The following is a 21,263-nucleotide window of genomic DNA, read 5'->3' as shown; positions in this document are numbered from 1 at the left end:
TGCTCGGTCAAAGAAGCACCCCTTGCCCCCTTCCAACCTTTCTGCTACACTGCAATTTGCCTGCTTGGGCGCGTCCCGGCTTCGACGGGGATTCGCGAAAGCAAGGCTGCGTGTCGAGGTGGCCGGTGGCCTCGTAAAACCCGGCGAAACAAAAACTGCCAAGCCTAACAAGCTTGCCCTCGCTGCGTAAGCCAGCGACGTTCGCCAGAAACCCAGCCGATGGTTCGCTGGAGTGAACGACCTGAAGTCGGCTAGCCGAAGCAAGGCATCGTAGCGTAGGCGAAACCTTACGAAGCTTGGCTCGAGACCCCTGTCGGTGGGGAAAGCTCGAGCGACACCCAAACACCGACTACACACGTAGAGGCCTGTCGTAGGGATCTTCGGACGAGGGTTCGACTCCCTCCGCGTCCACCAGAGAAATACCCCTGAGTACCGGCATCGTCGGGGGCCGAGCGGCCCTTCACTGCCTGAAAAGGCGGGGTTGTAAGTACAGCGCCTATGCGACGGTGTATTAAGCGTCGGGGAGAAAAAGGGCGGTCGCCGACAGCAAAGGCGCGACCCCATGGCGCCTTGTAATGCGATTGCATTCGCAGTTTTTCCCTCTCCGGACACCCATAATGGAACCGTGCTGTGGCTGCGTTGTGCGGTGATCGCCCTGCTGTTGCTGGCCTTTCTGGGGCCCAGCTTGCCCTTGCAGACGGTGCGCACGGTGGTGCTGCTCGACCAGAGCCCCTCGGCCCGCGAAGGGGTCGCGCGGGTGGTCGGCACCCTCCCACAGCTGCCCATCGGTGCACGGAGCAGGCTCCGTCCCGAAGGGAATCGTCATGTGCGCTATCTGGCCTTTGCCGAGCGGGTCCAAGAGGTCGCCTCGGCCACCGCGCGCCGAGAGGATTTGGGTGAGGGCACCGACATCAACGCGGCCCTGCTGGAAGCCCAGCGGCTCGAGCCCGACCGCATCGTGCTGCTCTCCGACGGCCTGTCCCAAGGCGAGGTATTGCCCGTCCCGACCCCGATATACGCCTTCTGGATTGCGCCCAGCCCCAGGATTTCGCTGAGCCTGCTGCCTCCAACCTACCCCGTGCACGGGGAGACCGTAGAGGTGCGGGTGTTGCTGGAGTCTACCGCCGACACCACCGCCCACTTGCTGATCGAGGGCCCGGCAGGGCGGCAGGAGCGGCAGGTCCAGGTGAAGGCCGGGCGGCAGAGCTTCGGCTACCGCTTCGCCCTCGAGCGCCCCGCCACCGTGCGGGCCCGCGTCGAGAGCAGCTTGGGCCAAGATAGTGCCCAGGTCCAGGTCAGCCCTGCCGACAAGCTACGGGTGTGGGTGTTGGGAGACGAGGCCCTGGCGCGTTACCTCGAGGTCCAAGGCTTCGCGGTCGAGCGCCGCAGTCGGGTTGAGCTGCCCATCCAGGCCGACGTGGTGGCCCTCGGGGTGAGCGCCCGCGACCTCAGCGAGGCCGAGATCGACGCGCTGCAAGACTTCTTGAACCAAGGTGGGAGCCTGCTGTGGACGGCTACCCCCAGGGGGCTATTTTTCGGGGGCTGGGAGCGCAGCTCGCTCTCCGAGGCCATCCCGCTGGAGCCCCTGGAGCACGACGGCGGGGTGGGGCTGGTGCTGGTGCTCGACGTCTCGGGGAGCATGCTCCAAGACGACAAGCTGGAGCTGGCGGTGACGGGGGCGCTCGAGCTGATCCGCTCGGCCCGGGAGCAGGATTACGTGGGGGTGGTGGCCTTCTCCAGTAATTACCGCTGGGTTTTCCGACCCCGCCGCATGACCCCGCAGGGGCGTAAGGCGGCCGAGAGCCTGCTGCTGGCGGCCAGGGCCGGCGGGGGCACCCTGATCGGGGGAGCCTACACCGAGGCAGTCAGGGCCTTAGAGCCGCTCCCGGTCGAGGACAAGCGCATCCTGGTCATGACCGACGGACAGGTGGCCGATCCCATCCAGCCCGTGCTGAACGCCGCTGCGCAGGGCCAGCAGCGCAAGATCTTCACCAGCAGCGTGGCGCTGGGTGCCGACGCCGACCAAGGCTTCCTACGCGAGCTTGCCCAGCAGGGGGGCGGGAGCTTCTGGTACGTGCCCAGCCCCGGCGACCTGCCCCGCTTCTTCCTCGAGGAAGCCCAGCGGCAGTTCCGGCGTGAGGCGCTGGAGGGTAGCTTCGCCCTGGTTACCCGGCCCCATCCCCTGACCCGCGACCTCCAGCCTCCGCCCCTCTCGGTGGTCCTACCGGCCAAGGCCCGTCCCTGGGCCAGCGGCTTGCTCTATGCCCAGGAGGGCGCGGTGTTGGCGGTGGGAGAGAGTGGGCGCGGGCGGGTGGCGGCGCTGGCTACCGACCTCTCGCGCTCTTGGAAGGACTGGAGGGGAGCGAGCGGCTTTCTGGGTAGCTTGCTGCGCTGGCTCTCCCAGACCCCGGCCCGCCCCCGCGTGCAGGCGACGCGAGGCGAGGAGGGGGTGCGGGTGCTGCTCGAGGGCCAGTTCGAGCGCCCGGCCTTGCGCTACGCCGGAAAGACTCAGGACTTCCTGCCGATAGGCCCCCTGCGTTACGAGGCTCGCCTGCCCTACGGGGCCCGGGGCGAGGCGGCGGTGCTCGAGGCGGGGGTGCCGCGCCTGAGCCTCACCTTGCCCGCCCTGCCGGAGTGGCGGCTCGAGGACGGCAGGGCCAAGCTGCGCGCCCTGGCCGAGGCCAGTGGGGGCCGCCTGCTGAGCGATCTCGCCGAGCTTAGCGCTCTGCCCCAGCGCAAAGCCCTTGAGCTGCGCTCCTTGCTGGTGGCTTTGGCCCTGGTGCTGTTCGTGCTCGAGCGCTACCTGGAGTGGCGGCGGGTGGGGGTGGCGGGGAGCTAAGCATCGTTTACGCCTGATACCAGATTCGGTTAGTTCGTCACCATTCGGTGACGCCGCCCCGCCTTGGCGGGGCGGTCGACCGAAGGGATACGCTTGCTTCGCCGACCGTCAGGGAGGGGTGTGCTCTGGGATTCAAAAAGATAGCCTCTGGGTTTTGGTTTTGAAGAGTATCTTTTTGAATCCGGTATGACGCCTTTTGTAGGGGCAGGCTCCCGTGCCCGCCCTCCTTCATTTCCTCTCCAGTGCTGACGTCCCTTTGCCTTGCTATCCTGTAGAGGATGCGCTGGAAAGCCCTGTTCTTGTTGGCACTCACGGCTTGTAGTTGGGGTGAACGCGTTCCTTCCGAGATTAAGTTGGGCTATTCCGGCGATGGGAGCTTCTGGCTGGGGGTTCCCCACAATGCCGCGTGGGAACTCTTACCCGTCGAGCCCTCGAGCTGGCTCGAGCTGACCCCCAACAAGGGCCTGGGGCCTGCGCAGATCCGGCTGCGGGCTCGAGGCGACCGCCTGCCCGAGGCATCCCTGGCCGAAACCACCTACCGGCTGAGCGGCGACCTGAAGGCAACCATTCGCTTCTTTCAGCCGCAGGTGCGACTGACAGGACGCCTGGTCGAAGCTCCGGCGTTGGGGGAAAGCCGGTTACCGGGGGTGGGGCTGCGTCCCCGCTCCCTTCCGGCTCCGACGGGAGAGATCCTGGTCAAGCTCAGGTCCGGCCAGCGCCCGCTGCTCGACGGCCAGCGGCTGCTCAATTTCGATCCCCGCGCCCGCATGGGCAAGCTGCGCTCGAGCGACCCCGGCCTGCTCGAGCGCCTGCGCGCCAGCCCCGGCGTGGAGTGGGCTGAGCCCAACGGCTGGGTGCAGGCCCAGGGTGAGCCCACCGACGAACTGTACCCTCAGCAGTGGTATCTGCGCTCGACGGGGACCCGCTTTGCCTACCTGGGCAGCTTTGCTCGGCCCGTGACGGTAGCCGTGGTGGATACCGGTGTGCGCTACGACCACCCCGACCTGGCTGGACGGCTGGTATTGCCGGGCGAGGGAGCTTACGACTTCGTAGACGGCGACCCCGACCCCACCGACCCTGGCGACACCCTGAATCCCACTGCGGGCAGCCACGGCACCCACGTCAGCGGCATCGTGACGGCCCGCAGCGGGGCCAACACCCTACCCCCGCAGTGCTACGAGGACAGTCAGCCAGTTTGCTCGCAGAGCGGTACGGTGGGCGCGGCCTGGGCAGCGCCGGTACGGGTGCTGCCGATCCGGGTGCTGGACGCGGGGGGCAACGGAACCTTTGAGGCGGTGGCAACGGCGATCCGTTATGCGGCGGGCCTGACCGTACGGTGGCAGGGCCAAACCTTGCAGCTCCCCCAGCCGGCCAGCGTGATCAACCTCTCGCTGGGCAGCCTTCAGTACTCGCAAGCTTTGTGCGACGCGGTGAGCGAGGCCCTCCAGCAGGGCGTGTTGGTGGTGGCGGCGGCGGGCAACTACCAGGACGTGAATCCCGGCGCGCCCTTCTACCCCGCTTCCTGCCCCGGAGCGCTGGGGGTTGGGGCCACCGACCTGAACTACCGCCCTACCTTCTACAGCCAGCAGAACAAGGCGGTTACACTCAGCGCTCCTGGCGGCGACACCCGTGGCGGCGCGGCTGGGGGGATCCTCTCCACCACCTGGGATTTCACCTTCAAAGACGCTAACCAGAAGGTGGTAGGTCGCCCCAACTACGCCTTTTACATGGGCACTTCGCAGGCCGCCCCGCAGGCCAGCGCCGCGCTGGCACTGCTGCTGTCGAGCGATCCCACCCTAACCCCTACGGCAGCCTGGGAACGCCTCAAAACCCGCCTGACCGACCTGGGGACCCCTGGCCGCGACGACGCCTACGGCTACGGTTTCCTCAGTTTGCCCACCGCGCTGGGCCTGAACCTACCGCCCGGCCCCCTGGCGGCCACGCTGCAAGGGCCCAGCCCACACCCCCTGCTCGCCGACGCCGATGGCCGCTTCTCGAGCTACGTCCTGGCCGGGGCCTACACCCTCAGGGTCTGCCGGGATGACTCGGCAAACGGGCTGTGCGACGGGGGTGAAGCCAGCAGGGACTACGCCTTGCAGGTACCCCCGCAGCTCAGCTTTGAAGCGGGCAACCTGCTAGGCCCTTGAGCAGTGCCCCGTTCTCTTGGCGGCGAGGGCTCGAGCCCGTACAATACCCATTGCTCTACGCCGGGGTGGCGGAATGGTAGACGCTACGGACTTAAAATCCGTTGCCCGCAAGGGCGTGTGGGTTCGAGTCCCATCCCCGGCACCAGCTTCATCCAGGCTCGGGCACCGGGCACTCGAGCTTGCCAGCGATGTCCTCCACGGCGGCGGCCAGCGAGGCCCCCATGCCCCAGGCCATATATCGCCCCTCGAGGTAGCCATAGATGATGTAGATATCGCGGGCGTCGTGGATGCTGCCGACCTCGAGCCTGACGTAAAACAGATAGCCGCGCTCCCTCCAGGGGGCGAGGCGAGAGTGAAAGATCAGGCGGTCGGCGGGGGTGATCAACGGTAATCGAACTCCTCCATCCGCAAGCTATCATTGCCGCTCGTTTTCATGTGGCGTATTTGCACTCTGATACCGGATTCAAAAAGATAATCACCCAAACCAAAGACCTTCAGAGGCTATCTCTTTGAATCCCAGAGCACACCCCTCCCTGACGGTCGGCCGCCCCGCCAGGGCGGGGCGGCGTCACCGAACGGTGACGAACTAACCGAATCTGGTATAACACCAGACGCAAGGCGCCATGGGATCGCGCCTTTGGGTGTTTTGCATTTTGCCCTTAGCTATCGGTGAATTCCGTAGGGGATTGCCCTCCTTGCCTCAGCCTAAGTAGAGCGTGAGCACCAGCAGGTACATCCCGATGCTGCCCAGCAGCACCCACAGGTGCCACAGGCCGTGGAAGCCCACCAGCCGGGGCCAGGGGTTGGGCCATTTGGTGGCGTAGGTGATGGCTCCCAGGCTATAGGCCAAGCCGCCCAGGATGAGCCAGGCCAGCGCCCAGGGGCCCAGAGAGAGCTTGGGCAAGAAGAAGACTGCCAGCCAGCCCAGCCCGATGTAGCTGAGGGTGTTGAGCCAGCGCGGGATCTTGAGGGTGAAGATCTTAAGGACGATGCCCACAGCCGCCAGCCCCCAAACCAGGCCCAGCAGCAGTGGGCGCAGGGAGGGCTCGAGGGCGCTGAGCGCCACCGGGGTATAGCTCCCGGCGATGAACAGAAAGATCGCCGCGTGGTCGAGCTTGCGCAGGGCCAGCAGGGCACGTTCGGAAACCTCGAGCGCGTGGTAGAGGGTGCTGCTGGTGTACATCAGGATCATCGAGAGGCCGAAGATCAGCGCGCCTGCAACCTTGGCCACATCGCTTCCCGACAGCACCAGCAGAATCACCGTGCCCAGCAGTGCGAGCACCGCTCCGGCGGCATGGGAGTAGGCGTTAAAAGGTTCCCGAACCATGCCCCATGGTATAGCAGGCTCCTGTCAAATGGGTGAGCCACCGGTGTGCAGGGGTGAAGCGTTCAGGCGATACGGGTGTGCAGGGTGCCGATTCCCTCGATGGCTACCTCAACTTCGTCGCCGGGCTTGAGTTCGCCTACGCCCTCGGGGGTGCCGGTGAGCACCACGTCGCCGGGCTCGAGGGTCATGAACTGGCTGATGTAGGAAAGCACGTGGGCAACGGGGAAGATCATCAAGCTGGTGTGGGCTTCCTGCCGCAACTCGCCGTTGACGTAGGTACGCAGCACGGTGTCCTGGGGGTTCAGGGTGGTGACGACCCAGGGCCCGATGGGCAGGAACTTGTCAGAGGACTTGGCCCGCACCCACTGCAAGTCGGTTCGCTGTACGTCGCGGGCGGTGACATCCAGGGCACAGGTGTAGCCGAGGACGTGGTTGAGGGCGTCTGCTTCACCGACGTTCTTCATGCGATCCCCGATGACCACCGCCAGCTCGCCCTCGTAATGCAGCGACTTGGTGAAGGGAGGATAGGGCACCGCGTCGCCGGAGTCGTGGGGCCGTGCCGGGTTAGCTGGATCGGCCAGGGTGTTGAGGCCCTTGAGGAAAAGGCCGGGTTCGGTGGGTAAATCGGCCTTGTCGTGGCCCATCTCGCGGATATGGTCGAGGTAGTTGCGGCCCACGCAGACGATCTTGCTGGGGGTGACGGGCACCCGCAAGGTCACCGCTCCCAGGTCGAACTCGCGCCCGGTGGGGTTGCCACCGGGCACATCGGTCTCGTGGATGGTTTCACCTTCCAGAACTCCCCAGCAGCCCTCGTTAAAACGCACGATTTTCATAGCGATGTGAGTATACCCCGCCCTACCAAGTCGGTATGCCCATCATTCCAGTGCCAGCCGCACCAGGCGGTCGAGCAACTCGGGGTAGGGGAGCCCCGCGGCCTGCCAGAGCTTGGGGTACATGCTGGTGGGGGTGAAGCCGGGCATGGTGTTGAACTCGTTGAGGTAGAGCGTGCCGTCCTTAGCGAGGAAGAAATCGGCACGGGCGAGCCCACGTATTCCCAGCACCCGGTAAGCTTCGACCGCTATGTCGCGGATTTGCCGGGAAAGCGCCTGCGGAATGTGGGCGGGGATGTGCAGCTTGGCCAGGCCGTCGGTGTACTTGGTCTCGTAGTCGTAAAACTCCGACTCATAGCTGATTTCCCCCACCACGCTCGAGAGCGCGTGGATGTTGCCCAGCAGGGCAATCTCCAGCTCGCGTACCCCCTCGAGGCCCATCTCCACCAGGGCCTTGCTGTCCCAGCGGAAGGCCTCCTCGAGGGCAGATTGACCGTCCTGGTCGGCTTTGACCTTGCTCACCCCCACCGATGAACCGGTGTTGGCTGGCTTGACAAAGTAGGGCGGGCGGAAGTGGGGCTGGGGGGCCGCTTCGCCCCGGTAGAAAGTCACCCAGGGTACCACCGGAATCCCCGCCTGCGTAAGCACCCGCTTGCACAGGTCCTTGTCCATGCACAAGGCTGAAGCCGTGACCCCGGCTCCCACATAGGGCAGCCCCAGCAATTCCAGAAAGCCCTGGATGGTGCCATCCTCGCCCCAGCGCCCGTGCAGCAGGGGAAAAGCCACGTCGCAAGCCCGCCAGTCGATAGGGGGCGGGAACGCGTGCTCGCCGTGCTCGGCCACCCCGGCCTCGAGCGCGCGGTGGGCTGAGGCCTCGAGCAGCCACTTTCCATCCTTGGCGATCACCGCCAGGGTCGTGGGATGGGGCATGGCCGCCAGCACCCCACGGGCTGAGGAGAGCGAGACCTCGTGCTCCCCCGACCTTCCACCGGCGATGAGTAAGATGTGCAATTGCCTCACAATGTTGATGATACACGCTGGGCGGGAAGACCCTTACCATCTGCCGGAGGCGGCGTTGCTATACTCGGCCCATCATGAGCAAAAGCTTTCTGCGCATTCTGGCGGCGCTGTTGGTCTGCGCCCTTCCCCTCTTCGTGACTGCCCAGACCCGCACCTCCGTGGGCTTGGCCCTGAGTATGGGCACCATCAACGCCGAAAGCCAGCAGGCGATGGGTTCCTTTGTGCTGACGAGTTTCTACCTACCTACCCTCGAGCCCGAGTACAAGCAGGATGTGAAGGTGGTGGTGCGTGGGCCGGCGGGTTGGAACAGGGGCCAGCCCCTGGAGTTCGAAGTCGCTGGGGTTGCTCCTGCGGAGGGCTACTGGAGCTACACCGGGGCCGAGGAGGTGCCCCTGTTGAGCGGCAGATATTCTGCTGAGGCCGTCATAGACGGCAAGATCCTGCGCTCGGAGATCAGCGTGGACGCGACCCGGCGGCTCGAGGTTCCCCAGATCCAGAGCATCCAGAACAGCGGAACTTCACGCCTGAGCCTGCGCTGGCGCAGCGTCGCCGGCGCGGAGGTGTACTTGGTGGGGATCTACGATGCCGAGGGCAATGAGCTTGCGCAGACTACCTCTGCCGATGCCGAGGAGGGTTTCAGCGGGCTTCAGCTCAAGGCCGGCGCCAGCTACTACGCCCAGGTCATCGCCTTTTCCCACGACCCCAATTTCTCGGTCGAACAGTTCGCCCAGTTGCCCAGCCAGGTCAACGTGGCCTATGACCTCGAGGAATTCGGGTTGAAGTAGGGCTGTTTGGGGTGCCGGGGGATTTATACCAGATTCGGTTAGTTCGTCACTGCTCGGTGACGCCGCCCCGCTTTGGCGGGGCGGTCGACCGTCAGGGAGGGGTGTGCTCTGGGATTCAAAAAGATAGCCTCTGGGGGTTTGGTTTTGCAGAGTATCTTTTTGAATCCGGTATTAGGCCCTTCTCATGGTTTCTAAAAGGCCTGCCCATACCCTTTGGGCGTGAGACGAGTGACGATCTTTTTCTTCCTGGCAATGGGGCTTCTGCTCGGCAGTTGCGCTCCTACGTCCAGTGCCTTGCCCCCGTTCGCCAATCCGCCTGCTTCCACGCCTTACGGTGGGGAATACGCCAACGAGATCCTCAAGCTCCCCGTCTACCCGCGTAGCCGCACCCTCGACAAGCGGGAGTTCGCCAACGGCAACAGCCGGGTGCGCTTCCGGGTGGGGGGCGTCAGCGTGCGCATGATCTACAACTTCTTCACCGACCAGATCGAGGATGCGGGTTGGGCTCGCAATCGCCTGGAGAGCGAGGGGCAGAACCGGACCTGGCAGGGTGTATACCAACGGGGTATCCGGCTGGTGCGCATCCGGGTGCAGCAGGAGGGGAACAGCGACGTCTACGTCCTCGAGGTCACCTTCTTGCAGTGAGGGCCGATGGCCAAACGCAAAACGCCTTCTCTTTACCCCTTTACCAAGGGGGACTGGGAGGGAAGGGGTGGGGTTATACCAGATTCGGTCAGTTCGTTCCCGAATGGGAACGAACTGACCCGACCGAAGGGAGTGCTCTAGGATTCAAAAAGATAGCCTCTGAAGGTCTTTGGTTTGGGTGATTATCTTTTTGAATCCGGTATTACTGCATTTGCGAGGCATCTGAGGCGAAGTTGAGCCCGTTGTACTTCTGCTGAATTCTCTCGGGGGCCTCGCTCACCCAGTCGCGGGCCAGTTGGGCGGCGGCATCCAGCACGCGCTCCATCACCGGGAGGAGTTCAAAGCGGAAAGGGCTGAGCACCCACGTAGCCCCCTCTTCGGGGCTGGGGGGCTTGCCGATGCCGATGCGCAGGCGATGAAAGGCTGTGCTGCCCAGGTGCTTGCTGATGGACTCGAGGCCGTAGTTCCCCGCGTTCCCCCCTCCAACCTTGAAGCGCAGGCGGCCTGGTGGCAAGTCCAGCTCGTCGTGGATCACCAAGATGCGCTCGGGAGGGATCTTGTAGAAGCGGGCAAAGGGGGCTACCGCCTCGCCGGTGGCGTTGTAGAAGGTGGTGGGCTTCATCAGCCAGCCCTTCTCCTCGCCTACGCTCAACTCGGCTACGAAGGCGTTGCCTTTGAGGCGGTAGTCCTTCGGGGAGGCCAGCCGGTCGAGCACCATGAAGCCGACGTTGTGCTTGGTGCGGGCGTATTGCAAGCCGGGGTTGCCCTGTCCGACGATGAGAAACATATGCCAAAGCGCTTAACTGTTGAACGCCTAACGCCAAAGACCCGCTGGGTGCTCGACGTTAGGCGTTGGGGGAGTGGGCTTATTCTTCCTCGGTCTTGCCCTTCTTGATGACCTCGACCTCGGTGGAGGCGGCCGCCTCGGCGGTCAGTTCCTTCTCGGCGTCCACGGGGGGCACGATGGAGACCACGGTGTCCTTGGGGTTCATGGCCAGCTTGACCCCTTCGGGCAGCTTCAGCTCTTCCATGTGGATGCTGTCGCCGATGTTCAGCTCGCTCACGTCCACCTCGATGAACTCGGGGATGGCCTTGGGGCTGACCTTGACCTGGATGTCGGCGTTGACGAGCTGGAGCACGCCGCCCAGCCGCACGCCTTGGGCAGTGCCCACGACCTTGACCGGGATCCACATCTGGATTGGCTCGTCGCTGAGGGCGTAGAAATCGACGTGGTTGGGACGGCGACGGCGGGGGTCGAGGTTGACCTGGCGCACCAGGGTGTCCACGGTCTTGTCCTCGAGCTCGAGGGTGATGACGTGGTGAATGCCGGCTTGCATGAAGACCTTGTTGAACTCACCCAGGTCCACGACCACTTTACGGTTCTCGCTCTTGTTGTACAGTACGCCGGGCAGCTTGCCTGCGTTGCGCAGGGCGTTTAGGTTTTCGTCTTTGCGGGTTTGGGCTTTGAGCCGGTACTCCATACTTCCTCCGAGTCTCCGAGTGTTTTGTGGCCGCCGGCCAGGGGCGGCTAGACACAAGCCTTCCGAGTCTACCACACGCCTGGGTTTTGGTGTAGGGGACTCAGGCCCCTGCACGAGGCCCCGGAAAGCTCGTTGTATACGGTGCTTGGACTCGGCGCCAAACCACAGACCGCGCTTTCCCCGCGGGTTGCAGAGCGGGTGCAATCCCCAGAATCCTGCGCCCAGGAAGCTGAATTCGCGCAAGCAGACTGTCTTAGGGTATACCAAAACCCTTAGACTGGAGGTCGCGAATGAAGATTTCCGCCCTTTTCCAAAACAGCAAGCCCGTTTTCTCCTTCGAATTCTTCCCACCCAAGACCCCCGAGGGCGAGCAGCAGCTTTTCCAGACCATCGCCGACCTGCGCTTGCTGAAGCCGGGGTTTGTCTCCATCACCTATGGAGCAGGGGGTTCTACCCGCTCTCGCACGGTGGAGTGGGTGCGGCGCATCAGGGGGTTGGGCCTCGAGCCCATGGCCCACCTCACCTGTGCGGGCTCGAGCCGCGAGGAGATCGCCAGCCTGCTCGACGAACTCGCTACCTGCACCGATAACATCCTCGCCCTGCGCGGCGATCCACCCAGGGGCTCGAAGGAGTTCCAGCCCGCCCCTGGAGGCTTCCGCTACGCCAACGAGCTCGTGGCCTTCGTGCGCGAGCGGCACGGGGAGCGTTTCACGCTGGGGGGAGCGGGCTACCCGGAGGGCCACCCCGAGAGCGTGAGCCTCGAGGCCGACCTGCAGAACCTGCGGCGCAAGGTCGAGGCCGGCTTGGACTTCATCATCACCCAGCTCTTCTTCAACAACGCCCTCTACTTTGGCTTTGTCGAGCGCGCCCGCAGGGTGGGCATCGACGTGCCCATCGTTCCCGGCCTGATGCCCATCACCAACCTGGCCCAGGTGCGTAAGTTCATGGATCTGTGCGGGGCCAGCATCCCCGGTCCTTTGCTCTCGCGACTGGAGAGCGTGGCCGATGACCCTCAGGGGGTGCTCGAGGTGGGGGTCGAGCACGCCACCCGGCAGGCTGCCGAACTGTTGGGGGCCGGGGTTCCGGGCATCCACTTCTACACCCTCAACAAGTCGCCGGCCACTCGCCGTGTGCTGGAAAACCTTCGTTGGCCGCACGATAGGAAATAGGAGAGAAGAAAATTAGGAGGTAGATATGAGCGACCTTACGGGAAAGGTGTACCTTCTGACCGGTGGCGGGGGTGCGATCGCAGGCTCCATCGCCGATACCTTTGCCAAGGCGGGGGCCCGGCTGGCCCTGGTCGATCGTCAGCTCGAGCACGTGGAGGAGAGGGCCAAGGCCCTGGGGGGTGTGGCCTTCTCCGCCGATCTGAGCAGCTTCGACCAGGTGCGGACGCTGGTCAGCCAGGTGCGCCAGCGGATGGACCGGCTTGACGGGCTCATCCACACCGTCGGCGGATTCAGCGCGGGCAGGGTGGTCGAGTCGGATCCCGCGCTCTACGACCGCTTGTTCGACCTCAACGTGCGGACCCTGTTTTATTGCACGCGAGCCGTTTTGCCGGTGCTTTTGGAGAGGAACGATGGTTTCATCGCTGGGATCTCCGCCGGGGCCGCTTGGCGCGGAGCCGGGCCAGGCATGGCCCTCTACACCGCGGCCAAAAGTGCGGTGGCGGCTTTCCTGCGCTCGCTCGACGCCGAGCTCAAGGGCACCAATGTCCGGGTGGCGGTGGTGTATCCCATGGGCACCGTGGATACCCCGGCCAACCGCCGCGACATGCCCGACGCCGACCCCACCACCTGGATCGACCCCGCCGAGATCGCTCAGACCCTGCTGTACGCGGCCAGCCGTAGTGCACGGGGGCGGGTGCTCGAGCTGCCCGTTTATCCTCCCCGATGAGTCGGCTTGCGAGCGGGCACCATATCGGTTAGCTTGTCCCGGATGAACCTCGAGCAGCTCGTTCTGACCGTTTCATATCCGGGTATTTTTGCCATCGTACTTATCGAGACCGGCTTCCTGGTGGGCTTTGCCTTGCCCGGCGACAGCCTGCTGATTGCCGTGGGGCTCTTGGCTGCGGCGAAGAAGATCAGCCTGCCCTTGGCGCTGTTGGTGCTCTTCGTGGGCTCGTTCTTGGGCAACAACCTGGGCTACTGGTGGGGTATGAAGCTAGGGCCGGCCCTGGAGCGCCGGGTCAAGCGCGAGGAACTGGAAAAAGCCTATGCCCTGTTTCGCCGCTTCGGGGTGCTGGCGATTTTCATCGCGCCCTGGGTTCCGGTGGTGCGGGCGCTGGTGCCCTTCGTGGCCGGGGCTACCCGCATCCCCTGGCCGCGCTTCGTGCTGCTGACCTTCCTGGCCTGCTTGTTGTGGACCCAGGGCCTGACCCTGCTGGCTTACTTTGTGGGCCAGCTCATCCCCGACCTCGAGAAGTACATCTACCTGATCATCCTGGCCGGAGCCCTTTTGGGCGTGCTTATGGGCCTGCCCCGGCTGCTGCGGCGCAGGGTGGCCAAGAAGCCCGAGTAGCTCAGCAACCCGGCGGGTCGAACGCGTCGCTGGTGGTTACCGCCCCCAACCCCTGCACCCCGGCCCCGCCCGGCAGGTAGATCCGCCCCTCCAGCACCGCCGCCATGATGCCGTGCCTGGGGACGGGCATGGGCTCCAGCGACTTCCAGGCGTTGCTCCTGGCGTTGTAGACCTCTATCTCGGCGAAGACCCCGTTACGGGTGTTACGGTTGCCCTCGCCTCCCAGGACGTAGAGGCAGTTTCCCGCTGCTGCGGCGGCGTGGCCCGAGCGTCCGGTGGGCATGGGGGACAGGCTGCTCCAGCGCCGGGTGGCCGGGTCGTAGGCCTCGAGCACGTTCAGCGTGAAGCTCTGCCGGTTTCGTCCGCCCACCACGTAGATCCTGCCCTCGATCACTCCGGCGGCCAGGTGGTCGCGGGGCGTGGGCATGGGGGGCAGCGTGTTCCACTCGTCGGTGGCGGGGTCGTAGACTGCGAAATCTCCCACCGATCCCCCTGCCGCGCCGCCCACGGCGTAGATCTTGCCCCCCAGCTCCACAGCGATCAGCCCTCCGCGGGCGGTGGGCATGGGCTTCTTCTGGCTCCAGCGCCCGCTCGCCGGGTCATAGGACTGCACCGCCGCTGTGGGCCGTGTCAGCCCCGGTCCCCGGTAGCCACCCAGCACATAGAGCTTGCCGCCTGCGGCGGCCATACCGGGATGGTTGACGGCGATGGGGAGGGGCTCGAGGCGTTGCCAGCGGTCGCTGGCGGGATCATAGGCCTCGAGGAGGTCGCTGGTCGCCCCGCTGGCGTAAAAACCTCCGGCCACGTAGAGCTTGCCTCCCACCGCCGCTACCCCGATCTCCTGGCGGGCTTGACTCAAAGGGGCCAGGGTTTTCCAACTCGAGGCCTGCGAAAGCCCCAATCCGAGCGCAAGCGCCAGCGCAACCCCCGTGGTTGTTTTCATGCCCTCAGTTTAGCGCTGGGGGCGTCCTGCCCGGCGGGAAACCGCGTTCCAGGACAGGGTCGCCAGGGCCGCGCCGATGGCGTCTGCCAGCCAGTCGCCCAGGTCGAAGACCCGCCCCGGTACGAACATCTGGTGAACCTCGTCGCTAAGCCCGTACAGTACGGCCAGCGACCAGGAAAAGAGAGGGCGCTGGGTGCCCTGGGTCAGGAGGTGGCCCAACAGGGCGTAGACCCCGGCGTGCACCAGCTTGTCCCAGGGGGCTGGAATGCCCACGGCATCGCCGGGTTGGGCCGAGAACCAGAAGATCAGGGCCATGTGCAGCCCGGCCAGGGCCAGGTAAGTGCGCTTCAATGCCCGGCCTCGACGAGTTCGACTAGCACCCCGCCCGCCCACTTGGGGTGGATGAAGGCTACGAGGTGCCCGCCGAAGCCCGGACGCGGGGCGGCGTCGATGAGGGGGGTGCCCTCCCGCGCCAGGCGCTCGAGCTCGCCCTGGATATCCGGGGTGCTGAAGGCCAGGTGGTGAATCCCCGGACCGCGCTTGTCCAGGAATTTGCCAATAGGGCTGTCGGGGCGGGTGGGCGCGAGCAACTCGAGTCGGCTGTGACCGCTTCTGAGCATGTGTACGCTCACCCCCTGGCTCTCGAGCGTTCCCTGGGCTTCGAGGGCATAGCCCAGCGCGTAATAAGGCTGTGCGGCGGTCTCGAGGTCGCTCACTGCGATTCCCACGTGATGGAGTTCCATGTTCAAAATATACGTCCGTAGTCAATGGCCACCCGCGTCGTAGGGCGTGCCTCCACTCACCTCTCTTGAACCGGGAAGATGGACAGGCTCACCGGTCTCGAGCTGAAGGGCTGGACGTTATTGGAGTTGACCTTGACGTCGGAGGAGAGCAGGCTCTCCAGAGGCTTCTGGCTGTTGAGCACCACGATCAAGGGCTTTTGGTTGGCGCTGGGGTCTTCGGCGGCGAGGTAGAGCAGTCGGCCGTCCTCGAGGGCGCTTCCCAGATAGCTCAACGCGTCCAGGCCGAGGTCGCCTGGGGGGTCGATCAGGCGGAGCGTACCGCTAGGGAATTGCACCCGGAAGAGGCCCTGCTGGCTGAGGGCATAGAGGTTGGCGGAGGAGCTTTGGAGATGGTCGGGGTTACGTCCGTTGGGGTCGGGCTCGCCAACGTCGGACGGGGTATCGGCTTTGAGGTTCCACGTCAGCAAGCGCACGTTGGTGCTGCTCCTCAGCAAACCGAAGACCCGGTTGCCAGCGCTGTCATATATCAGCTCCTGCGGCGCATAGAGGGGCTGGTTGTAGGAACCCCCGCGAATGACGCCCGTCTCGTTGGCCGGCATCTGGGGGTCGGGATGGTATTCCATCGAGCTGCTGGCACCGTTGAGGATCACCAGGGCGTTGCCGGAGGTCAGGGTGAAGACTGCCTGGCTGGTCTGCACGCGGATGGGGCCGATGAGCGTTTGGAGCACCCCGCCCGCTTGCAGCTGGTTGAAGTCCACCAGGTACAGCGAGTAGGGCGCGCTCGAGCCCGATACGGGTGGGCACACCACCAGCAAGTAGCGGGGGCTGGCGCTGAGGTAGCCTTGTGAGCAATCCACCGGCTGGGAGCTGCCGTCGGTGAAGGCGAAGGAGCGGGGGTCTAGGGTAGTGGGGTTGGGCACGAGGTTCTCGAAGAAGGGGTCGGTGCTGTAGGCCGTCAGCTTCTCGCGGTCGAGCACCCACAGCCGGTTGTTCTGCTGGTCGCTCTGCTTGAGCTTGAAGTACAGGTCCAGCACCGGCAGGGAGAGGTTCGTCCAGGAGCCGATCAGCGGGCTCTGGCCGTCGTCGCGCACGTCGGGGCGCAGGCGGGTGCTGAGGTAGAAGTCGATGCGCTGCCCCGAAGCCACCGCCAAAAACGAGGGCGCCGGGGGTTCATAGCTCCCGGTGCAGGCCGTCAGGGCCAGGAGCAGGATTAGCAAGCGGTACACGTACACCTCCTCACTTATCCCACGGCCAGGTGATGCCGCTGCGGTCGAAGAGGAAATCGGCGGCCTGGCCTCCGAGCAAAAAGGACAGCGTGGCCTTGTTGGCCTGAGTATCGATGGTAAAGCGCATGGCCCAGCAGCAGCGGTCGTAGATCATGACGAAAAGTGGCCTGAGGACCAGGGGCTTGCCGCTGGGATCGCGCCAGATGAAGGACTGGGTGTAGTACAGCCCGAGGATCAGCCGCTCGTTTTCCTGGCCCATGTAGACCATGGTGGGACCAAAGCTGCTGAGGCTTAGGTTGAAGTTGCCGATCTGATCGCCGCTCTCGATGCGGTCGAGCACCAGGCCGCCCTGCAGGGCCAGCCCGAACTCGCCGGGGCTCCTGGGGCCACTCAGCACCTCGAGGGCCCCCTGCAGATTCACGCGGTCGAGGTAGAGATAAGGCTGGTCGTAATCGGGCAGGCCGAAGGCGAACTCCAGCCGCGCCTCCCGCCCAGGCTCGGCCAGGCCCGCGCCGACGGAGAGCAGGGGGTTGTCGAAGCCCAGGCCCTGAATCAGGGTGGTGCGCAGGATGGCCCGCAGGGTGGCGGCGTAGTCGTAGGAGAGGGTCAGGTCGGCCTTGCCCTCGTCCTTGTCCTCGGCCTCGCCCACGTACTGATCGGGGAAGAGGATGCGGTTCTCGAGCTTGAGCGTGTGCGGCCCCCACTTGCCCTGCACGAAGCCGTCGAGGGCGTAGGTGCGGGTGCTGACGCCGTTGAAGTTGAAATTCTCGTCTACCAGGTAGCTGTCGCTGCCCTCGAGCCAGGAGAAGTTCAGGCGCAAAGACTTGGCCTGGTCGGCGTTGAGGTCGCGCAGGTGGGTGAGCCGGAGGGTGCCGGTGGGCGGGCTGTACTCCAGCGAGAGGCTAAGGTCGCCGAAGCGGTCGACGACTTGGTTGCCGCTGGCCCACACGTAGCTGCCCGTGGCGCTCAGGCGGAAGGGGCTGAGGTTGAGCCCGAAGCGGGTGGAGAGGTCGAGGTGGGTGAGGTCGTTCTGCAGGCTAGGGTAGCCGGTGTTGATGTCGCGGCGGTAGGTCAGGCCGAAGGTGAGGGGGGAGGGGTTGAGCTCGAGGCCCAGCGTCAGGGGGTCGAACCTGCGGTCGATGAGGTTGTAGCTCAGGGTGGCCGAGGTGCTGAACCAGGCCTGCTGGGCGCTCAAACTCCCCCCGAGGGTGCGGGAGGCGGTGTTGGTCCGCGCTTCGCGAGCCAGTGGGCTTTCCCCCTCGACGGCGCGGTTGGCAAAGTTGAGGCTGAGGCTGAAAGGGGCCAGCCGCTGGGTGAAGCTGGCGGTGGTGTCCCAGCGGATCAGACGCTCGAACTCCCCTTCGCCCGCCCCATTGGCAGGCGGGTTGCGGCTGGTGTAGTACCAGCCCTCGAAGAAGTTGTTCAGGCTGAAGCTGGCTCCCTCCCACAGCCTTGGGGCGTAGGTCTCGGCGTGCTGGACGTAGAGCCTGCCCACCCCGATGAAGCCGTCGCCGTTGAGGTCGAGCTTGCGGGCGCTGCGGTTGTCCTGGTTGAGCCGGTCGATGTAATACCCTGCCGTGACCGCTCCGCGCACGCTGAACTCCTCGAGCTTGAGCCCCTGGTTGAACAGCAGCGAGAACTCGGGCAGGACCTGGTCGGTGTTGTAGGGTACGTCCCAGGCGTAGCCATCGAGGAAGGTCTTGAGACGGAATTTGAAGGCGGGATCCTCGGGGGTCTCGCGGCTGAGGTTGGCCTCGATGTGGGTGATGCCGTAGCGACTCTCGTCGTTGCGTTCGACCTTGTACTCGTACTTGAACTCCTCTTGCTGCAAGCGGTATTCCAGGCTCCAGCGGAAGAGGGGCTTCTGGGCTGCGTCGCCGGGGGCGGGGGGTAGGTAGAGGAACTGGTAGCGCTCGAAGGCTGCCCCCAGGCCGTAGTGGTCGAAGCCGAAGCCCCAGCCCCTGGCCTCGCTGAAGCGCAGCAGGGTGTAGCCGAGGCCGAACTCGTTGACGTAGGGTAGATCGGCGTTGAAGAAGAAACCCTCGTTGCCGGTACCCAGGTCGATGCGGGGTTTGCGCTCGGAGAGGAAGAGCCCCAGCACCGGCAAGTAGAGCACCCGCTCCCCGCGCACCACCACCCACACCTCGCGGGCGATGAGGCGATCGCCGGGAAACAGCAGCACCTCCTTGGCCCTGAAGCCGTAGTCGGGGATGCTCTGGCCGCAGCGCAGGCAGGAGGTCACGAAGCCCTGCTGCAAGAGGATCTGCCCGGCCACCCGCTGGCAGTAGGGGCCGCTGAGGTCGAAGTCGCCCGAGCGCACCTTGACCTCGATGGCCTCGAGGCTGTTGTCGGAGGTGTCGAGCTCGAGCTCCTCGGCTTCCAGTACGCGCTTTTCCTTGTCCTGAAAGCGCACCTTGCCCATGAGTTGCAGGCGCTTTTGCGTGCGGTTGTAGATCACCCGCAGCGCTTCGATCTTCTCCTCGTCGCGCTCCATGAGTACGGGATTGCCGGTGAGGATGAAGAGCTCCTCGCCGTTTTCGTTGCGGATTTCCAGGCGCTCAGCCGCGATGATTTTGAGGGTGGCGGCCTGAGCCAGCGAGGCCAGGCTCAGGCCGAGTACGCACGCCACGGTCTTGAGGGGCAGGCGGCTGCGGCTCATCGGCGGCCCAACCTCAGCAGCACCAACCCCACCAGGGCGTAGAGCAGGTTGGGGCCAAAGGCCGCCAGCCAGGCCGGGATCACCCCCTGTTCGCCCATGATCCGGCCCACGCTGGTGGTGGCGTAGTAGAGGAAGCTCAGCACCGCCACCCCCACGAAGCCCAGGCTGCGGCTGCCGCCCAGCAGGAAGAAGGCCACCCCCACCGCGAAGAGCGCGAAGGAGAAGGAAGCGGCGGGTTCGGCAAACTTGCGGTAGAGGGTGGTGAGCTCGGCCTGGTAGGAGAAGCCCTGGCTGCGGTACTGCCTCACCCGCTGGCGCAACTCGGCGATGGAGAGGTTGTTGAGCCCGCCGGGCGGGTCGAAGCCCAGCTCCACCAGCGGCACCACGCCGCGTTCGAAGGTAGCCACCGTGCGGGGCCGGCTCGAGCCATAGGTGATGCGCAGGCCCCGCTCGAGCACCAGGCTGCCCCCCTCGAAGCGGCCCTGCCTGGCCAGGAGGATCTCCTCGGCGGTGATCACCCGCACCTCGCCGATGCTGCCATCACCCCTCACCTCGCCCACGTAGACGATGCGCCCGTAGGCGTCCTGGAAGCGGGTGCCGGGGGTGAGCAGCGCCCTGGGCTTTTGCACCACCGCCTCGCGCAGCACGCTGCTGGCTTTTTGCAGGCCGCGCGGCACCAGGGTTTCGGCCAGCCCCAGGCCCAGGATGAACAGCACCCCCGCGAGCATCAGCATGGGCAGCAACACCCTGGCCTTGCCGATGCCCCCAGCCAGCAGGGCCTTGAGCTCGGAATCTTCGCCCAACCTAGAGAACACCAACAGCAGCCCGAACAAGAAGGCCAGCGGCAGCGCTCGCACCACCAACTCGGGCAGCTTGTAAGCCAGGTACTGCCCCACCACCAGCGGGTCGGCCCCGCGTTGCAAGAGTGGAGCCAGCACCTCGTAGAGCGCTCCGGCCAGCAGGGCCATGATCACCGCGGCCAGCGCCCCCACCACGTAGGTGCCCACCTCGCGAAAGAGGTATTGGTCGAGTCGGGTCATCGCAACCTCAGGGTAAGGATGGCGGCCACTACCCCGAAGGCCAGGTTGGGCAGCCAGGCCGCCACGATGGGTCCGAAAACGTCGTACTCGGCGAACTTAGCCGAGAGGGTCCAAAGGGTGTAGTAGCCAAACAGCAGCACCACCACCGCCACGAAGGCCCAGGATTGCTCGCGCAGCCCCAGGCCCACCGCCATGGCCAGCCAGGCCAGCACCAGCGCTCCCAGGGCGTTGGCGTAGCGCTGGGCCAAGGGGAAAAGGGCCTTGCCGTCGGCGCGGACGATCTGGTGCAACTGCGTGAGGTTGAGCGCGTCGTAGGAGTCGGTGCGCGGTGGGGCGGAGAGGGGGAAGGGGAGAGGGTGCGAGCCCACGACGACCAGCCGGCCATCGGGTTCGACCCGCCGGGCGTCCTCGAGCTGCCACACCCCGGCCTCGAGCCACCGTCCCCTGGGCGCGCTCCACACCGCGCCCCCGGGTTCGATCACCCGCACCCCTTCCAGTCGGACCCCACCGCCATCGTTGTCGGGGTAGACACGCTGGGCGAAGTACAGCCCGTAGCCCTGCGGGGTGTAGAGCTGGTCGGTCAGCACCCCCGAAGGGCTGCTGCCGTAGAAGATGCGGTCCTTGAGGGCGTCGAAGCGAAGCTGGGCCTCCGGACGTAGCCAGCCCCAGGTGAACAGCGCCAGCCCGCTCACCACCAGCCCCACCCCCAGCACCGGCAGCAGCAGCACCATGGGCTTGACGCCCCCGGCGTACATGGCCTTGAGCTCCGACTGGCGAATCCAGCGGGCCAGGGTGATGAGGAGGGCGAACACCAGGCCGAAGGCCAGCGCCACCCCCAGGAAGTAGGGCATGCGGTACAGCCACAGCAGCAGCATGTCCTTCAGCGGCGTTCCCATCCGGGCGAAGGAACCTGCCCAGGAGGTGAAGAAATCGCTGGTCAGCAGCCCGATGAAGATCAGAAAGCCTACCAGATACAGGCTCAGGGCTTCACGCAGGAAGTAGCGTCGGAGCATGCTGGCGGCAGTATACGGCGGCCATATGATGAAAAGGCTGTAATA

The 21,263-nt window shown here is 65.3% G+C and carries 20 protein-coding genes, 1 tRNA gene and 1 other RNA gene; 9 read left to right on the top strand and 13 right to left on the bottom strand.

Features of this window, described 5'->3' with window-relative positions:
- Positions 1-66 precede the first annotated feature (66 nt).
- The 4 genes from ssrA (at position 67) to B047_RS0112340 (ending at position 5,131) form a co-directional block, all read left to right on the top strand.
- Positions 67-414, top strand: a transfer-messenger RNA (tmRNA) gene (ssrA, locus tag B047_RS17670).
- Between the two features lie 211 nt (positions 415-625).
- Positions 626-2,839 (top strand): VWA domain-containing protein, encoded by a 2,214-nt coding sequence (locus tag B047_RS0112350; protein WP_018467280.1) that lies wholly within the window; start codon positions 626-628, stop codon positions 2,837-2,839.
- A gap of 278 nt (positions 2,840-3,117) precedes the next feature.
- Entirely contained in the window at positions 3,118-4,986 is a 1,869-nt protein-coding gene (locus B047_RS0112345) for a S8 family serine peptidase (protein ID WP_018467279.1), read from the top strand.
- Positions 4,987-5,045: 59 nt separating this feature from the next.
- Positions 5,046-5,131, top strand: a tRNA-Leu gene (locus tag B047_RS0112340).
- Positions 5,132-5,134: 3 nt separating this feature from the next.
- Here the strand turns inward: B047_RS0112340 and B047_RS0112335 are convergent.
- The 4 genes from B047_RS0112335 to B047_RS0112320 form a co-directional block, all read right to left on the bottom strand.
- Positions 5,135-5,371 carry a hypothetical protein gene (locus tag B047_RS0112335; RefSeq protein WP_018467278.1) on the bottom strand — a complete coding sequence of 79 codons (237 nt, stop codon included), beginning with the start codon at positions 5,369-5,371 and terminating at the stop codon, positions 5,135-5,137.
- 315 nt (positions 5,372-5,686) lie between these two features.
- A complete protein-coding gene (trhA, locus tag B047_RS0112330) occupies positions 5,687-6,313 on the bottom strand; it encodes a PAQR family membrane homeostasis protein TrhA (RefSeq protein WP_018467277.1) in 627 nt (208 codons plus the stop codon).
- A 62-nt stretch (positions 6,314-6,375) separates the two neighbouring features.
- Entirely contained in the window at positions 6,376-7,146 is a 771-nt protein-coding gene (locus B047_RS0112325) for a fumarylacetoacetate hydrolase family protein (protein WP_018467276.1), read from the bottom strand.
- Between the two features lie 42 nt (positions 7,147-7,188).
- A complete protein-coding gene (locus B047_RS0112320; protein WP_026234856.1) occupies positions 7,189-8,154 on the bottom strand; it encodes a D-alanine--D-alanine ligase family protein in 966 nt (321 codons plus the stop codon).
- Between the two features lie 83 nt (positions 8,155-8,237).
- Between B047_RS0112320 and B047_RS0112315 the strand changes: the two genes are divergently transcribed.
- Positions 8,238-8,948: a hypothetical protein gene (locus B047_RS0112315; protein ID WP_018467274.1), complete on the top strand. Its 711-nt coding sequence runs from the start codon at positions 8,238-8,240 to the stop codon at positions 8,946-8,948.
- A 219-nt stretch (positions 8,949-9,167) separates the two neighbouring features.
- Entirely contained in the window at positions 9,168-9,593 is a 426-nt protein-coding gene (locus B047_RS0112310; protein ID WP_157205917.1) for a hypothetical protein, read from the top strand.
- A 202-nt stretch (positions 9,594-9,795) separates the two neighbouring features.
- On the opposite strand, the gene pth is transcribed toward B047_RS0112310, so the two are convergent.
- A complete protein-coding gene (gene pth, locus B047_RS0112305) occupies positions 9,796-10,380 on the bottom strand; it encodes an aminoacyl-tRNA hydrolase (RefSeq protein ID WP_018467272.1) in 585 nt (194 codons plus the stop codon).
- Between the two features lie 79 nt (positions 10,381-10,459).
- Positions 10,460-11,074 carry a 50S ribosomal protein L25 gene (locus B047_RS0112300; protein WP_018467271.1) on the bottom strand — a complete coding sequence of 205 codons (615 nt, stop codon included), beginning with the start codon at positions 11,072-11,074 and terminating at the stop codon, positions 10,460-10,462.
- Between the two features lie 290 nt (positions 11,075-11,364).
- Here B047_RS0112300 and metF point away from each other — a divergent pair, with 290 nt between their 5' ends.
- The 3 genes from metF to B047_RS0112285 are packed head-to-tail and all read left to right on the top strand — an operon-like array spanning position 11,365 to position 13,594.
- A complete protein-coding gene (gene metF, locus B047_RS0112295; RefSeq protein WP_018467270.1) occupies positions 11,365-12,243 on the top strand; it encodes a methylenetetrahydrofolate reductase [NAD(P)H] in 879 nt (292 codons plus the stop codon).
- A 25-nt stretch (positions 12,244-12,268) separates the two neighbouring features.
- Entirely contained in the window at positions 12,269-12,970 is a 702-nt protein-coding gene (locus tag B047_RS0112290) for an SDR family oxidoreductase (protein WP_018467269.1), read from the top strand.
- Positions 12,971-13,012: 42 nt separating this feature from the next.
- Positions 13,013-13,594, top strand: coding sequence for a DedA family protein (locus tag B047_RS0112285; RefSeq protein ID WP_018467268.1), 582 nt, complete (start codon positions 13,013-13,015; stop codon positions 13,592-13,594).
- 1 nt (position 13,595) lies between these two features.
- On the opposite strand, the gene B047_RS0112280 is transcribed toward B047_RS0112285, so the two are convergent.
- From B047_RS0112280 to B047_RS0112250, 7 genes are read right to left on the bottom strand one after another with little or no spacing between them, the layout of a single operon-like run.
- Positions 13,596-14,537, bottom strand: coding sequence for a Kelch repeat-containing protein (locus B047_RS0112280; RefSeq protein ID WP_018467267.1), 942 nt, complete (start codon positions 14,535-14,537; stop codon positions 13,596-13,598).
- Positions 14,538-14,546: 9 nt separating this feature from the next.
- Positions 14,547-14,888: a VanZ family protein gene (locus B047_RS16785; protein ID WP_018467266.1), complete on the bottom strand. Its 342-nt coding sequence runs from the start codon at positions 14,886-14,888 to the stop codon at positions 14,547-14,549.
- Positions 14,885-15,280: a methylmalonyl-CoA epimerase gene (gene mce / locus B047_RS0112270; protein WP_018467265.1), complete on the bottom strand. Its 396-nt coding sequence runs from the start codon at positions 15,278-15,280 to the stop codon at positions 14,885-14,887. The genes B047_RS16785 and mce overlap by 4 nt, the downstream gene beginning before the upstream one ends.
- 56 nt (positions 15,281-15,336) lie before the next feature.
- Complete coding sequence (locus B047_RS0112265) at positions 15,337-16,506, bottom strand: hypothetical protein (protein ID WP_157205916.1); 1,170 nt, start codon at positions 16,504-16,506, stop codon at positions 15,337-15,339.
- 10 nt (positions 16,507-16,516) lie between these two features.
- Positions 16,517-19,165 carry an LPS-assembly protein LptD gene (locus B047_RS0112260; RefSeq protein ID WP_018467263.1) on the bottom strand — a complete coding sequence of 883 codons (2,649 nt, stop codon included), beginning with the start codon at positions 19,163-19,165 and terminating at the stop codon, positions 16,517-16,519.
- The gene (locus B047_RS0112255; RefSeq protein WP_018467262.1) at positions 19,162-20,205 is read right to left on the bottom strand and encodes an LptF/LptG family permease; all 1,044 of its coding nucleotides are present in this window, start codon (positions 20,203-20,205) and stop codon (positions 19,162-19,164) included. Before B047_RS0112255 ends, B047_RS0112260 begins: the two co-directional genes overlap by 4 nt.
- Complete coding sequence (locus tag B047_RS0112250; RefSeq protein ID WP_018467261.1) at positions 20,202-21,218, bottom strand: LptF/LptG family permease; 1,017 nt, start codon at positions 21,216-21,218, stop codon at positions 20,202-20,204. The genes B047_RS0112255 and B047_RS0112250 overlap by 4 nt, the downstream gene beginning before the upstream one ends.
- Positions 21,219-21,263: the final 45 nt, after the last annotated feature.

The organism is Calidithermus timidus DSM 17022, assembly GCF_000373205.1.
Lineage (GTDB): Bacteria > Deinococcota > Deinococci > Deinococcales > Thermaceae > Calidithermus > Calidithermus timidus.
The sequence above is the reverse complement of the archived record's forward strand: the minus strand, read 5'-3'. Positions and strand labels throughout refer to the sequence as shown.

Bases quoted from the DNA above. Each gene is read 5' to 3' on its own strand.
- B047_RS0112345 (WP_018467279.1), top strand. From the start codon at position 3,118: ATGCGCTGGAAAGCCCTGTTCTTGTTGGCACTCACGGCTTGTAGTTGG.
- trhA (WP_018467277.1), bottom strand. From the start codon at position 6,313: ATGGTTCGGGAACCTTTTAACGCCTACTCCCATGCCGCCGGAGCGGTG.
- B047_RS0112325 (WP_018467276.1), bottom strand. From the start codon at position 7,146: ATGAAAATCGTGCGTTTTAACGAGGGCTGCTGGGGAGTTCTGGAAGGT.
- B047_RS0112315 (WP_018467274.1), top strand. From the start codon at position 8,238: ATGAGCAAAAGCTTTCTGCGCATTCTGGCGGCGCTGTTGGTCTGCGCC.
- pth (WP_018467272.1), bottom strand. From the start codon at position 10,380: ATGTTTCTCATCGTCGGACAGGGCAACCCCGGCTTGCAATACGCCCGC.
- B047_RS0112300 (WP_018467271.1), bottom strand. From the start codon at position 11,074: ATGGAGTACCGGCTCAAAGCCCAAACCCGCAAAGACGAAAACCTAAAC.
- metF (WP_018467270.1), top strand. From the start codon at position 11,365: ATGAAGATTTCCGCCCTTTTCCAAAACAGCAAGCCCGTTTTCTCCTTC.
- B047_RS0112290 (WP_018467269.1), top strand. From the start codon at position 12,269: ATGAGCGACCTTACGGGAAAGGTGTACCTTCTGACCGGTGGCGGGGGT.
- B047_RS0112285 (WP_018467268.1), top strand. From the start codon at position 13,013: ATGAACCTCGAGCAGCTCGTTCTGACCGTTTCATATCCGGGTATTTTT.
- B047_RS0112280 (WP_018467267.1), bottom strand. From the start codon at position 14,537: ATGAAAACAACCACGGGGGTTGCGCTGGCGCTTGCGCTCGGATTGGGG.
- mce (WP_018467265.1), bottom strand. From the start codon at position 15,280: ATGGAACTCCATCACGTGGGAATCGCAGTGAGCGACCTCGAGACCGCC.
- B047_RS0112260 (WP_018467263.1), bottom strand. From the start codon at position 19,165: ATGAGCCGCAGCCGCCTGCCCCTCAAGACCGTGGCGTGCGTACTCGGC.
- B047_RS0112255 (WP_018467262.1), bottom strand. From the start codon at position 20,205: ATGACCCGACTCGACCAATACCTCTTTCGCGAGGTGGGCACCTACGTG.
- B047_RS0112250 (WP_018467261.1), bottom strand. From the start codon at position 21,218: ATGCTCCGACGCTACTTCCTGCGTGAAGCCCTGAGCCTGTATCTGGTA.